Origin of the sequence: Roseovarius azorensis (genome assembly GCF_900109455.1) — a bacterium.
In the GTDB taxonomy this organism is placed as follows: Bacteria; Pseudomonadota; Alphaproteobacteria; order Rhodobacterales; family Rhodobacteraceae; genus Roseovarius; species Roseovarius azorensis.
In genome coordinates this window covers 15299-31684 of the sequence record NZ_FOAG01000021.1, presented here as the reverse complement: position 1 = coordinate 31684, position 16386 = coordinate 15299, and the positions used below count along the sequence as shown (strand labels likewise).

Annotated in this window: 13 protein-coding genes; 10 read left to right on the top strand and 3 right to left on the bottom strand. The window is 62.7% G+C overall.

Annotation, left to right across the window (positions count from 1 at the left end; translation table 11 throughout):
- Nucleotides 1-104: 104 nt before the first annotated feature.
- Nucleotides 105-584 carry an Lrp/AsnC family transcriptional regulator gene (locus BSG08_RS18395; protein WP_093039304.1) on the bottom strand — a complete coding sequence of 160 codons (480 nt, stop codon included), beginning with the start codon at nt 582-584 and terminating at the stop codon, nt 105-107.
- Between the two features lie 104 nt (nt 585-688).
- Here BSG08_RS18395 and putA point away from each other — a divergent pair, with 104 nt between their 5' ends.
- From putA to BSG08_RS18380, 3 genes are read left to right on the top strand one after another with little or no spacing between them, the layout of a single operon-like run.
- The gene (gene putA / locus BSG08_RS18390; protein WP_093039305.1) at nt 689-4120 is read left to right on the top strand and encodes a bifunctional proline dehydrogenase/L-glutamate gamma-semialdehyde dehydrogenase PutA; all 3432 of its coding nucleotides are present in this window, start codon (nt 689-691) and stop codon (nt 4118-4120) included.
- 46 nt (nt 4121-4166) lie between these two features.
- On the top strand, nt 4167-4913 hold the full coding sequence (locus tag BSG08_RS18385) for a rhomboid family intramembrane serine protease (RefSeq protein WP_093039303.1): 747 nt from the start codon (nt 4167-4169) through the stop codon (nt 4911-4913).
- The gene (locus tag BSG08_RS18380) at nt 4910-5278 is read left to right on the top strand and encodes a GFA family protein (protein WP_093039302.1); all 369 of its coding nucleotides are present in this window, start codon (nt 4910-4912) and stop codon (nt 5276-5278) included. Before BSG08_RS18385 ends, BSG08_RS18380 begins: the two co-directional genes overlap by 4 nt.
- Nucleotides 5279-5325: 47 nt before the next feature.
- On the opposite strand, the gene BSG08_RS18375 is transcribed toward BSG08_RS18380, so the two are convergent.
- Nucleotides 5326-6111 (bottom strand): inositol monophosphatase family protein, encoded by a 786-nt coding sequence (locus BSG08_RS18375; protein ID WP_093039301.1) that lies wholly within the window; start codon nt 6109-6111, stop codon nt 5326-5328.
- A gap of 71 nt (nt 6112-6182) precedes the next feature.
- Entirely contained in the window at nt 6183-7226 is a 1044-nt protein-coding gene (locus BSG08_RS18370) for an aldo/keto reductase (protein ID WP_093039300.1), read from the bottom strand.
- 118 nt (nt 7227-7344) lie between these two features.
- On the opposite strand from BSG08_RS18370, the gene BSG08_RS18365 reads away from it, so the two are divergent.
- The 7 genes from BSG08_RS18365 (at nt 7345) to BSG08_RS18335 (ending at nt 16382) form a co-directional block, all read left to right on the top strand.
- A complete protein-coding gene (locus BSG08_RS18365) occupies nt 7345-7923 on the top strand; it encodes a YceI family protein (RefSeq protein ID WP_245770751.1) in 579 nt (192 codons plus the stop codon).
- A 79-nt stretch (nt 7924-8002) separates the two neighbouring features.
- Entirely contained in the window at nt 8003-9235 is a 1233-nt protein-coding gene (locus BSG08_RS18360) for an MFS transporter (RefSeq protein WP_093039298.1), read from the top strand.
- A gap of 54 nt (nt 9236-9289) precedes the next feature.
- On the top strand, nt 9290-11008 hold the full coding sequence (metG, locus tag BSG08_RS18355; protein ID WP_093039297.1) for a methionine--tRNA ligase: 1719 nt from the start codon (nt 9290-9292) through the stop codon (nt 11006-11008).
- A gap of 146 nt (nt 11009-11154) precedes the next feature.
- The gene (locus BSG08_RS18350) at nt 11155-12207 is read left to right on the top strand and encodes a DMT family transporter (protein WP_093039296.1); all 1053 of its coding nucleotides are present in this window, start codon (nt 11155-11157) and stop codon (nt 12205-12207) included.
- A gap of 472 nt (nt 12208-12679) precedes the next feature.
- Nucleotides 12680-14704, top strand: a complete 2025-nt coding sequence (locus tag BSG08_RS18345; protein WP_093039295.1) for an N-6 DNA methylase — start codon at nt 12680-12682, stop codon at nt 14702-14704.
- A complete protein-coding gene (locus BSG08_RS18340; protein ID WP_093039294.1) occupies nt 14701-16011 on the top strand; it encodes a restriction endonuclease subunit S in 1311 nt (436 codons plus the stop codon). The genes BSG08_RS18345 and BSG08_RS18340 overlap by 4 nt, the downstream gene beginning before the upstream one ends.
- The gene (locus BSG08_RS18335) at nt 16008-16382 is read left to right on the top strand and encodes a DUF4160 domain-containing protein (RefSeq protein WP_139274602.1); all 375 of its coding nucleotides are present in this window, start codon (nt 16008-16010) and stop codon (nt 16380-16382) included. The genes BSG08_RS18340 and BSG08_RS18335 overlap by 4 nt, the downstream gene beginning before the upstream one ends.
- Nucleotides 16383-16386: the final 4 nt, after the last annotated feature.

Sequence of the window (16386 nt, the reverse complement as noted above, 5' to 3'; positions counted from 1 at the left end):
GGTTTGCCCATGATCCACCTCCAAACAGAAGTGAATCAGACAAAAATCCTCCTGTGAATCCCCATTCGATTCAGATCAAACGCAAACCGCTTTAGCCGGGCAGGTCAAATCACATCCGACAGTGCGTTTTCCTTGACCGCCTGCATCGCCACATAGGTCGAGGTATTGGCCAGATGCGGCAGGGTCGAGATGTGATCGGCCAGCACCCGGCGGTAATCGGCCATGCTCTGCGTGCGGATCTTCATCAGGTAATCGAAATTCCCGGCGATCAGATGCACCTGTTCGATTTCCGGGATCCTGACCACCGCCGCGTTGAATTCCGCAAGCGCCGCCTCGCGCGTGTCATGCAGGCGCACCTCGACGAAACTGACGTGATCGAGACCCAGCCGGATCGGATCGAAAAGCGCGCGATAGCCGGTGATCACGCCGTCACGCTCCAGCCTGCGCAAACGCGCCTGCGTCGGCGATTTCGACAACCCGATCTCGCGGGCGAGCTCTGTCACACTGATCCGTCCGTCGGCCGCCAGCACCCGCAGAATCGCCCGGTCGAAACGGTCCAGATCGGGTTGCTCGCTTTGATCCATTTTATCCTCCAAAATCAAACCATCCGGCCTGAAATTTCATTCTAATCGGGAAGAGTCACTTGTTCAATGATGCTAACATGGGCCATCGAACCATGGGGACCTGCATGCCATACGACACCGATATCCGCCGCACCATCGACCTCGCCACCTACGCCGACGAGGCCGCGACGCTGGCACGCCTGACCGCCACCGCCGCGCTGTCGGAAACGGACCGGGCACGCATCTGCGCGCGCGGGGCGCAGCTCGTGCGCAAAATACGCGGTCAATCCAGCCCGGGCCTGATGGAGGTGTTTCTGGCCGAATACGGCCTGTCGACTGACGAGGGCATAGCGCTCATGTGCCTGGCCGAGGCGCTCCTGCGCGTGCCCGACGCCGACACGATCGACGCGCTCATCGAGGACAAGATCGCGCCCTCGGACTGGGGCAAACACATGGGTCATTCCACCTCACCCCTCGTCAATGCCTCGACCTGGGCGCTGATGCTGACCGGCAAGGTTCTCAAGGACGAACACCCCGGCCCCGTGGGCCATCTGCGCAGCGCCATCAAGCGACTGGGAGAGCCGGTGATCCGCACCGCCGTGGGCCGCGCGATGAAGGAAATGGGCCGTCAGTTCGTGCTGGGCGAGACCATTCAGGCCGCCATGGACCGCGCCGCCGGAATGGAAAAGAAGGGCTACAGCTATTCCTACGACATGCTGGGCGAGGCCGCGCGCACCGAGGCCGACGCAACCCGCTATCACCTGTCGTATTCGCGCGCCATCACCGCCATTGCCAATGCCTGCACCAATCGGGACATCCGCGCCAATCCCGGCATCTCGGTCAAACTCTCGGCGCTGCATCCCCGCTATGAGGTGGCGCAGCGCGAACAGGTCATGGACGTTCTGGTGCCGCGCCTGCGCAGCCTGGCACTGCTGGCGAAATCCGCGCGCATGGGCCTGAACATCGACGCCGAAGAGGCGGATCGCCTGTCGCTCTCGCTCGATGTCATCGAAACCGTGCTGGCAGAACCCGCGCTCGCCGGATGGGACGGGTTCGGCGTGGTGGTGCAGGCCTACGGCCAGCGCGCCAGCCATGTCCTCGACTACCTGCATGACCTCGCCACCCGGCTGGACCGCCGGATCATGGTGCGTCTGGTCAAGGGCGCCTATTGGGACACCGAGATCAAGCGCGCGCAAGTGGCGGGCGTCGACGGCTTTCCGGTCTTTACCTCCAAGGCCGCGACCGACATCAGCTACATCGCCAATGCCCGCAAACTGCTGTCGATGACTGACCGCATCTATCCGCAATTCGCCACCCATAACGCCCATACCGCCGCCGCCATCCTCGACATGGCGACCGACAAATCCGCCTTCGAATTCCAGCGCCTGCACGGCATGGGCGAGGCGCTGCATGACATCATCCTGAAATCCGAGGGCACGCGCTGCCGCATCTACGCGCCCGTGGGCGCGCATCGCGACCTTTTGGCTTATCTCGTCCGCCGCCTTCTGGAAAACGGTGCCAATTCCAGCTTTGTCAACCAGATCGTCGATGAGGATGTCGCCCCCGAGGCCGTCGCGCGTGATCCCTTCGAGGCGGTCAATGATCCGCAACCGCATCTGCCCACCGGGCCAGAACTTTTCCAGCCCGAGCGCCCCAATTCGCGCGGCTTCGATCTGCGCCACCAGCCGACGCTCGACGCGATAGAGGCGGCGCGCAGCCCCTTTGCCAGTCATCAGTGGAAAGCCGCGCCGCTGATCGCGGGCAAGGCCAATCCCAACACCCCTGAGCGCGTCGAAAATCCCGCCGACCCCGCCGACACCCCCGGCACCGTCGCCTGGGCCAGCAAGGCGGATATCGAAACCGCTCTCGCCGCCGCAGCACCCTGGACCGCGCGCGCCTCCGAGCGCGCCACGATCCTCAACCGCGTCGCTGACCTTTACGAAGAGAATCACGGCGAGATCTTCGCCATCCTTCACCGCGAGGCGGGCAAATCCATCCCCGACGCGGTGGCCGAACTGCGCGAAGCGGCGGATTTCCTGCGCTACTACGCCGCCAATGCCCCCGAGGCGGACCCGGTGGGCATCTTCACCTGCATCTCGCCGTGGAATTTCCCGCTCGCCATCTTCACCGGCCAGATCGCGGCGGCGCTGGCGGCAGGCAATGCCGTACTCTCGAAACCCGCCGAACAGACACCGCTCATCGCCCATTTCGCCATCACACTGATGCACCGCGCAGGCGTGCCGCAGACGGCGCTGCAACTCCTGCCCGGCGCGGGCGACGTGGGCGCGGCGCTCACCTCTGATGCCCGCGTGGGCGGCGTGGCCTTTACCGGCTCCACCGACACGGCGCTGAAAATCCGTAGCGCGATGGTGAAAAACCTCGCCCCCGGCGCGCCGCTCATCGCGGAAACCGGCGGCATGAATGCCATGATCGTCGATTCCACTGCCCTACCCGAACAGGCGGTGCAGGCCATCGTGGAATCCGCCTTCCAATCCGCCGGTCAGCGCTGCTCCGCCCTGCGCTGCCTCTATGTGCAGGAAGATATCGCGCCGCATTTCACCGAGATGCTGACCGGCGCGATGGATGCCCTAAGCGTCGGCAATCCCTGGCTGCTCAGCACCGATTGCGGCCCGGTGATCGACGAAGAGGCCCGCGTCGGCATCGCCGCGCATATCCAGACTGCCCGCGCCGAGGGGCGGTTGCTGCATGAACTCAAGACCCCCAACGCAGGCACCTATATCGCCCCCACGCTGATCCGGGTAAACGGTATCGGCGATCTGGAGCGCGAGATTTTCGGGCCCGTCCTGCATATCGCGTCGTTCAAATCGGGTGATCTGGATCGGGTGATCCATGCCATCAACGCCACCGGCTACGGCCTCACCTTCGGCCTGATGACCCGGATCGACGACCGCGTGCAGCATGTGACAGAGGCGGTGCATGCAGGCAACATCTACGTGAACCGCAACCAGATCGGCGCCATCGTCGGCAGCCAGCCGTTTGGCGGCGAGGGCATGTCCGGCACCGGCCCCAAGGCGGGCGGGCCGCATTACCTCATCCGCTTCACCGCCCGCACCGCCCCCCGAAAGGGCGAAAAGTGGGCCGAAGCGATGTCGGTGCATGCGGCGCAAAAAGCGCTCGATCAGGCCAATGCCGCCCCCGGCGCACGGCGCGAGGCGCTCGTCCTGCCCGGCCCCACGGGCGAATCGAACCGCCTGACCACCCATGTCCGCCCGGCGCTCCTCTGCCTCGGACCGGGACAGGAGGCGGCGGCGGCACAGGCGCGCGCTGTCACCGATCTCGGCGGCGTCGCGGTGACGGCCACGGGCCGCATCGACCCAGAGGCGCTGGTCACCATGGGCGGGCTCTCCGGCGTGCTCTGGTGGGGCAACGAGACGGATGCCCGCGCCTATGCCGACGCCATGTCGCGCCGCGCCGGACCCATCCTGCCGCTCGTCACCGGAATGCCCGATACGGGCCATGCCCTGCACGAACGTCATGTCTGCGTCGACACCACGGCGGCGGGCGGCAACGCGGCCCTTCTGGGCGGCATGTCCTGATCAATCCACCCTTTCCGCATGGGCGAAAGCACGCTAGCTTTCGCCCATGTTCCCGATCCGCGACCACAACCCCTCGGGGCGCACGCCCTATGTGACCTACGCGCTGATTGCCCTCAACGTGGCGGTCTTTCTGGCCTATTGGCCGCTTTTCGCGGATGAACGGGCGCTGACCCTGTTTTTCCAGGACTGGGCGATGATCCCGGCGCAGGTAACGCAGGCGGGGGCCTATTCCGGCCTCGTGACCTCGATGTTCCTGCATGGCGGGGTGATGCATCTGGCGGGCAACATGCTGTTTCTGTGGATCTTCGGCGACAACATGGAGGACCGGATGGGCCATCTGCCCTATCTGGCCTTCTACCTCACCACAGGCATTGCGGCGGGGCTGGCGCATGTGATCGGCGGGCCGGTATCGCAGGTGCCCACGGTGGGGGCCTCGGGCGCGATTGCGGGGGTGATGGGCGGCTACCTGCTGCTCTTTCCACGCGCGCGCGTCGACATCCTGCTGATCTTCATCGTGTTTTTCCGGGTCATCACGATCCCGGCGGCGCTCATGCTGGCGCTCTGGTTCGGCTTTCAGGTCTTTGCGGGCCTCGGCAGCGATCCCGACATGGGCGGCGTCGCCTACTGGGCGCATGCGGGCGGATTCGTGGTCGGCGTCGTGCTGACCCTGCCTGTCTTTCTGCGTCTTGGCGGCCCGCGCTTCTGGGCCGAAACCCACGGCACCCCACCCCATCCCGAAGCGCAATACAGCTATCGCCGCACCACCATCCCCCGCGTGAGGAAACGCCGATGACAGAGCCAGTGAAAGCAACCTGCCACTGCGGCGCAGTGGAATTGCGCGTGACCCTCTCGGACGGGCTGAATACCGCCCGCCGCTGCGACTGCTCCTTCTGCAAACGGCGCGGCGCGGCAGCGGTCTCTGCCCCGATCGCCGGAGTCGAGATCATCAGGGGCGCCGACAATCTCACGCTCTACCAATGGGGCACGGGCACGGCGAAACATTACTTCTGCAAGACCTGTGGCATCTACACCCACCATCAACGCCGCTCGGACCCCAATGAATACGGCGTCAACCTCGGAGCAATCGAAGGCGTCAATCCCCGTGACCTCGACCCAATCGGCTGGGTCGACGGCATCAACCACCCCTCGGACCGCTGATCTTCATCTGGCCGCACGTACCTCGGGCGGGTCGCGCCCCGGCCCGCTCAGCCCCGGATCACACCCGCGAACTTGTCGAAAATCGCCTCGTTGGCGCAGATCACCGCGCCGTCGGCCAGAATGTCGCCGCCCTTGACCAGAGGCTCCACCAGACCACCAGCCTCGCGCAGGATGATCACGCCCGCCGCCATGTCCCAGGCATTGAGCCGCCGCTCCCAGAACCCGTCATAGCGCCCCGCCGCCACATAGGCCATGTCGAGCGCCGCCGAACCCCAGCGGCGCACGCCCGCGCAGACCGGCAACAGCCGCGCCAGATCCTGCAGGGTGTCGGGCAGATCGGCGCGCCCGCCGAAAGGCAGGCCGGTGGCAAAGATCGACTCGATCATCTTGTTTCGCCCCGAGACCCGCAACCGGCCCTCGTTCAGCCAAGCACCCGCGCCCTTTTCGGCAAAAAAGGCCTCGTCCTTGCTGGCGTCATAGATCACGCCCGCCACCACCTCGCCCTTGTGTTCGAGCGCGATGGAAACTGCCCAATGCGGCAGACCATGCAGGAAATTCGTGGTGCCGTCCAGCGGATCGACGATCCAGCGGCGGGTCGGATCCTGCCCCGGCTCCTCGCCCCCCTCTTCGGCCAGCCAGCCATAGGTCGGACGGGCCCCCATCAACTCGGTCTTGAGGATCTTCTCGGCGGCGATATCGGCGCGGCTGACGAAATCCCCCGCCCCTTTCATAGAGACCTGCAAGTTCTCGACCTCGCGGAAATCCTTGGCCAGCGCCCGTCCCGCCTTGCGCGCGGCTTTCAGCATGACATTGAGATTGGCACTGCCTACCATGATCCGGGCTCCTTTCGGGTCAGGCCGGGCGTATACGCCGCCCGGCCTGACCATACAAGGGGGCGCGGGAATCAATAGGGCATCGGGTGCTCCTTGTGCGCCGCGTCGATATCCTCCAGCACCTCGGGACCAAGCGTCACATCCGCCGCACCCAGCGCCAGGTCCAGCTGATCCATCGTCGTCGCGCCAAAGATCGCCGAGGCCATGAAGGGCCGCCTGAGACACCACGCCAGCGCCATCTGCACCGGATCCAGCCCATGCTTGCGCGCGACCCCGTGATAGGCCGCCACGGCGGCAAAGGCGCGGGCTGTCCTGCGCCCGCCCAGATCTCCGTTGATCGCCATGCGCGACCCCTCCGGCAGCGCGCCATTCTGATACTTGCCGGTCAGCAGACCCGCCGCAAGCGGCGAAAACGCCAGCAGCCCGACATCCTCGTTCGCGCTCAACTCGGCCAGGTCGGTGTCATAAAGACGGCACATCAGCGAATATTCGTTCTGGATCGAGGCTGCGCGCGGCCCATGGCCCGCCTCCGCCAACCGCAACCATTGCGCCATGCCCCAGGCGCTCTCGTTCGACAGGCCAAAGGCGCGGATAGTGCCCTTGTCCACCTCGCGCTGCAGCGTCTCCAGCGCCTCGCGCATATGCGCCAGCGTCTCCTCGCAGTTCTGCCCGGACGGATCGTAGCACCAGTTCTTGCGAAACATGTAGCTGCCGCGATTGGGCCAGTGGAACTGGTAGAGGTCGATGTAATCCGTCCTCAGCCGCCGCAACGAGCCCTCGATGGCCTCCGGAATGGTTGCCGCCGAAATCGGCGCGCCATTGCGCGCATTTCTGAACCCTTCGCCGGAATGCTTGGTGGCGATCAGAACGTCATCGCGCCGCCCGGATCCGGCAACCCATTCGCCGATGATCTCCTCGGTGCGGCCCGTGGTCTCGGCGCGCATCGGGGTCGTGGGATACATCTCGGCGGTGTCGATGACATTTACCCCGCACTCCAGCGCGCGGTCGATCTGGGCATGTGCCTCCCGAGGGGTATTCTGCGAGCCCCATGTCATCGAACCGAGACAAAGCGCGCTCACCTGCAACCCCGTGCATCCCAATGGCTTTTTCTCCATGATACCTTCCTGTTCCTAAGCTGGTGCGGGGCACTTTAGCGCCGTTCATGCGATCCGCAACACGGGTGGTCCCGTCGCGCTGTGCGGCATATGACGCAAACGTGACATCCGGATACCCTTGTCGCGCGTATCCTTGGGTATGTTCCGCTGCGTCGCCCTTGTCCTCTGCCTGATCGCTACGCCTCCCGCCGCCGCACCCGAGGCCTATCGCCTCGATGCCGAGAGTTCGACAGTGGGGTTCACCTATGACTTTGGCCAGGGTGGCAATCGCGGGACGATGCCGGTCAAATCCGCTGACATCCGGCTCGACCTGCGCGATGTCGGCGCGAGCCAGGTCGACGTGACGCTCGACGCCACCGGCGCGCGGGCCGGATTCTTCTTTGCCACGCAGGCGATGAAAGGACCGGAGGTGCTCGATACCGCCCGCTTTCCAGAGATAACATTCCGCTCGACCGCAATCAGCGGCACACTGCAAGCCGCAACCGTCTCCGGCGACCTGACCGTGCGCGGCGTCACCCGCCCCGTGACCCTGCAAGCGGGTCTCTACCGGCTGCGCGGCAGAGATCCCGCCAGCCGCGATCGACTGACCGTGCTCCTGACCGGACAGATCGACCGGCGCGATTTCGGGGCGGACGGATTCGCCAACTATGTCGGCGACATGATCGGCCTGCGCATCATCGCGCATATCGAAAAATAACCGCCCCCGACAAAAACGACGCATCTTTGTCGAAAATGCCCTTGGGCCGCTCTCGCCCGCCTGCCATGGTGGCCACACCATGCGCCTGTTGATTTCCTTCGCGGCCCTCTTTCTGTCGGTCATCCTGCTGCAACTGTCGACCGGGGGCGTCGGCCCTCTGGATGCGCTTTCGGGGCTCGCGCTCGATTTCACCACTGCGCAGATCGGCCTCTTGGGTTCGGCGCATTTCGTGGGGTTCTTCATCGGCTGCTGGTGGGCGCCGCGCCTGATGGGCAATATCGGCCACAGCCGCGCCTTTGCCGCCTTTACCGCCGCGGGCGCGATCGGCCTCCTGGCACATATGCTGGTGATTGATCCCTATGCCTGGGCGCTCATGCGGGTGGCATCCGGCCTGTGCGTCGCGGGGTGCTACACGGTGATCGAGGCATGGCTTCAGGCCAAGGTCACGAACGAGACGCGCGGCCGCACCATGGGCGTCTACCGCGTCGTTGACATGGGGGCATCGCTTCTGGCGCAGATGCTGATTTCCGTGCTCGCCCCGGCCTCTTACGTCTCTTACAACCTGCTTGCGCTGCTGTGCTGCGCCGCCCTGCTGCCGCTCACGCTCAGCCGCCTGAACGAACCCGAAACACCCGATGCGCCGCGCCTGCGGCCCATGCTGCTCATCGCCTGTTCGCCGCTGGCGGCGGCGGGCGTGCTAGTCGCGGCGCTGTCGAGCGCGTCTTTCCGCATGGTCGGCCCGCTATATGGTCAGCAGGTGGGCCTTGCCGTCGATCAGATCGCGGGCTTTCTGGCGATCTTCGTGCTGGGCGGGGCGGTGGCGCAATATCCCGTGGGTTGGCTGGCGGATCGCTACGACCGCCGCTGGGTGCTGATCGGCCTGTCGGGTGCCGCCATCCTGTCATCGGTGTCCACCGCCATGACCCACAATCTCGATACCTTCGGTATCCTCATGACGGCGTTCTTCTTTGGCATGACAACATTTCCGATCTATTCGGTCAGCGCCGCCCATGCACATGACTTTGCCGAGGCGCATGAGCGCGTCGAACTGTCCGCCGCCCTGATGTTCTTTTTCGCGGTGGGTGCGATTGCCGCCCCTCTCATGGCCTCTACCCTGATCGAGCTATACGGCCCGCCCGCCATGTTCGTGATGATCGCGGCCGGGCATGGCATCCTGGTGGTCTTTGGTCTCATCCGCATGCGCAGGCGGCCCGCCGAGCGCCGTACCGCCTATGTCTGGTCGCCGCGCACCTCCTTCCTGATTGGCCGGCTGACCGGACGCAGCCGCGACAAACCTGAGACGCGGCGCTAGAACTGCCCGGAAAAGCGCGTTAAAGGGGGCCAAACCGCTAGGGGCAAGGCAAGAATGGCACGGCATCTCATCACCTCGGCAATCCCTTATATCAACGGGATCAAGCATCTGGGCAATCTGGTGGGCAGCCAGTTGCCCGCCGATCTCTACGCCCGCTACTGCCGCGGCAGAGGCCACGAGGTGCTGTTTCTCTGCGCCACCGACGAACATGGCACGCCCGCCGAGCTGGCCGCCGCCAGGGCGGGCAAGCCGGTGGCGGAATACTGCGCCGAAATGCATGGCATTCAGGCCGAAATCGCACGCGGCTTTCGCCTCAGCTTTGACCATTTCGGGCGCTCTTCCTCGCCCCAGAACCACCGGCTGACCCAGCATTTCGCGGGCCGCCTGCATGATGCCGGGCTGATCGAGGAAGTGACCGAGAAACAGGTCTATTCCAATGCCGACAAACGCTTTCTGCCCGACCGCTACATCGAGGGCACCTGCCCCAACTGCGGCTACGACAAGGCGCGCGGCGACCAGTGCGAGAACTGCACCAAGCAACTTGACCCCACCGACCTGATCAACCCGCGCTCTGCCATTTCCGGCTCGACCGATCTTGAGGTGCGCGAGACCAAACACCTCTTTCTGCGGCAATCCGCAATGCGCGACCAACTCAACGCCTGGATCGACTCCAAGACCGACTGGCCGATCCTGACCACCTCGATTGCCCGCAAATGGCTCAATGACGGGGACGGGTTGCAGGATCGCGGCATCACCCGCGATCTCGACTGGGGCATCCCCGTGCGCCGCGGCGACGAGGACTGGCCGGGCATGGAGGGCAAGGTGTTCTACGTCTGGTTCGACGCCCCCATCGAATATATCGCCTGCGGCGCCGAATGGGCCGAGGCGCAGGGGCTGGATGACGCCGCATGGGAACGCTGGTGGCGCACCGACAAAGGTGCCGGGGATGTCCGCTATACGCAGTTCATGGGCAAGGACAACGTGCCCTTCCACACGCTCAGCTTTCCGGCCACGATCATGGGCTCGGGCGAACCGTGGAAACTGGTGGATTACATCAAGTCCTTCAACTATCTCAACTATGACGGCGGCCAGTTCAGCACGAGCCAGGGGCGCGGCGTCTTCATGGATCAGGCGCTCGAGGTGCTGCCCGCCGATTACTGGCGCTGGTGGCTTCTCAGCCACGCCCCCGAAAGCTCTGACTCCGAATTCACATGGGAGAATTTCCAGGCCGCGGTGAACAAGGATCTGGCCGATGTGCTGGGTAATTTCGTCAGCCGCGTGACCAAATTCTGCCGCTCGAAATTCGGCGAGGAGGTGCCCACAGGCGGCAGCCATGGCGCACAGGAAGAGGCGCTCATCAATCGCCTCACCACCCGCATCCGCGAGTACGAGGGCCATATGGAGGCGATGGAGGTCCGCAAATCCGCCTCTGCCCTGCGCGCCATCTGGGTCGAGGGCAACGAATACCTGCAAGAGGCCGCCCCCTGGTCCGCATTCAAGGATGATCCCGACCGCGCCGCCATGCAGATCCGCCTCGCGCTCAACCTCATCCGCCTCTACGCGGTGCTGTCGCAGCCGTTCATCCCCGACGCCTCTGCCGCGATGCTGGCGGCGATGCGGACCGGGGATCAGGACTGGCCCGACGATGTGCCCGCCGCGCTGGAAACCCTCACGCCGGGCCACGCCTTCGAGGTGCCCGAGGTGCTGTTTGCCAAGATCACCGATGAGGCCCGCGAGGACTGGCAGGCGCGGTTTTCCGGCCAGCGCAGCTGAAACCCGCGCGGGGCCCCCCGCACCCCTTGCAGAATCAACATTGCCAGACAGGCACCGGAAACGTAACGTCACGGCAATGCGGCGGACCTGCCGCGACCCGGCTGCGGGTCACGTCCGGTCCGAGGATCTGTGGCAAGGATTGCCCCATGACGCTGACCGAAAACCGATCTGAGCGCGGCATACCCAATGCCCTGATGGGCGCGCTCCTCGTCTGGGTGGCGGTGCTGGTCTATGCGTCGGCCAATTCGATCATCTCGCTGCTGGCAGATATCGGACGGCAGAACCCGGTCATGGGGCGCAACGCGGTCACGCTCTGCAACCTGCTCTTTCTCGGATCGCTTCTGTCGCTCATCCCGATGATCGCCGTGTTCCACAAGGACTGGACGCGGGACAAGCTGCGCCATCTCACGCGCCGCAACTGGGCCATCCTGACCGTCTCGGGCATCCTGTCCTCGGCCGTGACGCCGGCGCTGTTCTTTATTGCGCTGGATTACACAACGGTCACCAATGTCGTGCTGATCGGCCGGATCGAACCACCGCTCTTTCTGCTGACCGCCTGGCTCGTGCTGCGCGAGCGGCTGGATCCCTGGGCGCTGGCAGCGGGGCTGATCGCGCTCTGCGGGGCGCTGGTGATGCTGGCGCTGAACCGGGACGGTGGGGCCTTCACGTTCGGCAAGGGAGAGATCGCGACAATCTTTGCAACCCTGTCGTTCATCGCCTCAACCATCATCAGCCGCGCCAGCCTCAAGGGTATTCCGCTGGGCATATTCTCGGTCTACCGCATGGCCCTGGGCACGGTCGTCTATTATTTTCTGGCCCTCTATCTCTACGGCGCCCTGCATTTTCAGGACATATTCTCGGCCATCGTCTGGAAATGGGTCTGGGTCTATGTGATCATCGTCATCCTCATCGGCCAGTTCGCCTGGACACTCGGCCTCAAGCACGCGCGCTCGGGCGACATTTCCCTCGCAACCTCCTTCTCGCCGCTGGCGGCGCTGATGATCGCCATGATCCTCGTGGGCGAAGACCCCGGCCCCGGCCTGATCCCCGGCGGCGCGATCATCCTTGTCGCCATAGGCATCGGTCAATACGGTCGCTCACGCCAGAAAAAGACCGAACGCCGCCTTGCCGAAACGCGCAGAATGGAAACCGACGACGCCCTAGAATACGAGGGGCGTGTCAACTTCAAGGGTGTGTAAATGTCAGCGATCACGATTTCCGGGACAGTACGCCCGGAAGATATGGTGCAGATCAACGATCATTATGGTGCTGCTGGGGAGGATTGAACTCTATGTGTTTCCTGATATACGCTTGAAATATATACATAAAATATTTCTCTGATCAAGCGCTGTGTAGGAGTTCTGTGGGCCATCTTCCAGAGCGGGACGAACGCCGCATCCTCGGGCACTCTCAAGGGGGCATTGGGGATAGTGTTTACGGGGGCACTGAGGCGCGACTGAGGGCCACCTATGAGTCGATGGAGAGGGCGTTTGAGGGGAGCACCTAGAGGAGACCGGTAGGTGCGCGTGGGACGTGCCTTGAGGGCCTTGCACTGATGTGCTCGACACTCATGCGCATTGGCCTTGCAGGATTTCTCATGCTAGCGTCACCCCAAAGGTTGCAAAGCCTGTTTGCTTTTCGACCGATAAGCCATTGGGGAGAGGAAGATCTTTGAGCAACGCGGACATCAAGTCGCTCGGGTCATTCGTTTGGTCTGTCGCAGAACTCCTTCGTGGGGATTTCAAACAATCCGAGTATGGTAAGGTCGTCCTGCCCTTCGTTGTCCTGCGTCGTCTCGATTGCATTCTAGAGCAGACGAAACCCGCCGTCCTCGAAATGGCTGCGTCCTTACCGCAAGAGATGGACGATGAGGCGCGCGACACGCTGCTGTCTGGCATCGTCGGTCAGGATATCCGCCTCTACAACCTGTCCCGCTTCACCTTCGCCTCGCTCAAGGGGCAGGACGCCAAGGATATTCACAAGAACCTGATCGACTACATCACCAAGTTCTCGGGCAATGTCCGCGATGTTTTCCTCGACAAGTTCCTGTTCACCGACCAGCTCAAGCGGCTGAATGATGCCGGTCTGCTCTATCAGGTCTTCGACAAATTCAGTCAGATCGACCTGCACCCGAATGCCATTTCCAACCTCGAGATGGGGTATCTGTTCGAAGACCTCATCCGGCGCTTTTCTGAAATCTCGAACGAGACGGCGGGGGAGCATTACACCCCGCGTGAGGTCATTCGCCTGATCGTCTCGCTGTTGCTGATCAACGACCGCGATGCGCTCACCGGCTCGGGGGTCATCCGGCAGGTCTATGACCCGGCGGCGGGCACCGGCGGGATGCTGTCCATCGCCGAGATGGAGATGAAGGCGCTCAACGAACGCATTCGCGTCGAACTGTTCGGGCAGGAACTGAACCCCGAGTCCTTCGCGATCTGCAAATCCGACATGCTGGTAACCGGGCACAACCCCGAGAACATCGCCTTCGGCAACACGCTCACCCAGGATGCACATACCGGCAAGCGCTTTCATTACATGCTGTCAAATCCGCCCTACGGCGTGGACTGGAAGAAATACGCCGACCCGATCAAGGACGAGGCCGCGAACGACGGCATGCAGGGCCGCTTCGGGGCGGGATTGCCGCGTATCTCGGACGGGCAGTTGCTGTTCCTGCAGCACATGATTTCCAAGATGCGCAATGACGAGCAAGGCTCGCGCATCGGCATTGTGATGAACGGCTCTCCGCTCTTCACCGGCGGGGTCGGGTCAGGCGAGAGCGAAATCCGCCGCTGGATGATGGAGAATGACTGGGTTGAGGCGATCATCGCGCTGCCCACGGACCTTTTCTACAACACCGGCATTCAGACCTATGTGTGGCTGCTCACCAACCGCAAGGACAAGGCGCGGCGCGGCAAGGTGCAACTGATCGACGCCAGCAGTGATCGGTTCTGGAAATCCATGCGCAAATCCCTCGGCTCGAAGCGCCGGGAAATTCCGCCCGAGGCCTGTGATGAAATCACCCGCATCTATTCCGAGATGCTCAATGGCGGTTCCGGCTGGGGTGAGTTCTCGAAAATCTTCGACACGACCGATTTCGGCTACCGGGAAATCCGCGTCGAGCGGCCCCTGAAGCTGGCCTTTCAGGTGACCGAGGAGGGCTTGGCGGCGCTGGAGGAGGCCAAGCCGTTCGAGAGGCTCGATGAGCCTGACCGCAAGGGCCTCGTTCAGGCGCTGCTGAAGGGGCTGCCTGAAGGCAAACGCTGGCTGAACCGGGAGGAGTTCGAGAGGGTGCTGGGCAAGGCGCTGAGGGGCGCTGGCATCAAACTGGCGGCTCCCGTGAAGAAGGCTGTTCTGGCGGCGCTGTCTGAGCGGGATGAGGACGCGGCGGTCTGCACAGATGCCAAGGGAAATCCCGAACCCGATACCGATCTGCGCGATCACGAACTGGTGCCGCTGGGGCAGAACTGGCGGGACTATGTGCAGCGCGAGGTGCTGCCCTTCGTTCCCGATGCCTGGGTGGATGAGACTTACACCGACGCGCAGGATGGCGGCATCGGGCGGGTCGGGTATGAGATCAACTTCAACCGCTATTTCTACAAATATGTGCCGCCTCGCCCGCTGGCAGAGATCGACGCCGAGTTGAAGGCGCTGGAGGCCGAGATCGCAGGTCTGCTGCAGGAGGTGGTTGAGTGACAGACATCATGACACTCGCCAGCCCGCCTTACTGGCAACTCCATCGCCTCGGGCAACTCTTCCGCGAACGGAAAGAAAAGGGCAGCGACAAGGATTTCCCTCCGCTTTCTGTCACGATGGGTGGCATCGTCCCGCAACTCGAAACCGCCGCGAAAACCGACGACGGCGACAATCGCAAAGTGGTTCGCGTTGGTGACTACGTGATCAACAGTCGGTCTGACCGCAAAGGGTCAGGCGGCATTTCCGATCACGAAGGGTCGGTCTCGCTGATCAGTATCGTGCTTGAACCGCGCAACATCGACCCTCACTTTGCCCATCACCTGCTACGCTCCCCTGCATTTCAAGAAGAGTTCTATCGGTGGGGGCATGGCATCGTTGCAGACCTCTGGACGACCCGTTATGCCGACATGAAGAACATTCGGTTGCGCGTCCCCGACCTCGCGACCCAACGCCAGATTGTCGATTTTCTGGACCGTGAGACCGCAAGAATAGACCTGCTGATCGAGAAAAAGCAGCGGTTCATCGAAACGCTTTCAGAAAGCAGGTTGACCGCCGCACCTTCTGTTATTCGTGCTTTCGGCGGTCCAGAAATGAAGGAAACGCCAAACATCTTTGATATCCACTTCAATGCAAACGGTTGGTCTGTTGGACGCGTCAAGCATGTCGTCAAACTCATGACCTCTGGATCACGCGGATGGAGTGATCTGATACAGGATGATGGAGAACTCTTCCTGCAAAGCGGTAACATCGGAAGACGTAACGAAATCGTTCTGTCAGAAGCGAAGCGCATCATCCCGCAAACGAACGCCGAAGCGCGCCGAACACGTTTGAAGGATGCCGACACATTGGTCTGCATTACTGGGGGACGGACCGGCGCGGTTGGTTTCCTCGAAACCGTTCCAGAGATCGCATATGTAAATCAACACATTTGCTTGCTGCGACCTCGACCTGAGAAAGTTTACGCTAAACTGCTAGCGCAATTGCTTTATTCAGAAATCGGGCAGCGTCAGTTCTCCTTATTTCAGTATGGTCTCAAACAAGGACTTGGATTCTCTCAGGTAGGCGAAGTCAGGTTGCCGATCCCGCCAAAAGACCTCCAGCAAACAATATCGTCTGAAATCGACAGGATCTTCGAACGCATTGGCAGCACACAATCGTTGCAGGAGCGATCCATCGACCGCCTCAAAGAATACCGCTCCGCTCTGATCACCGCCGCTGTCACGGGTCAGATCGACGTGGCGACCTACGCCAAATCCGGCACCCGCAACCGCCGCCTAGACGCCATTCAAGAGGAGATGGGCGCGTGACTGAAACTGTCGTTCCATTTGAAGATGAAAGTGTCGAGTCGCTCCTAAGCGACATGAACCTTGCCGATATGCTCGAACCCAGACGCGGTAGTCTGGACCACGGCCACACTGAATTTCTTGTGAAAAGGTTCAACGGCATCAAGATAGAGATTTTTGCGAATGAGCATCCACCACCCCACTTTCGGGTGAAGACGAACGCGGGCACCGGAAACTTCAGCATTGACACTTGCGAACCCTTGCATGGCGCAGACGCCGTTATGCGGCGGCACCGGGAGGTAAAGAAATGGCATGAGGCAAATAGAAAACTGCTCATAGAAACGTGGAACAAAACACGCCCGAGCCAATGCACCGTCGGGAAGTTTCGGGGGTAAGTGA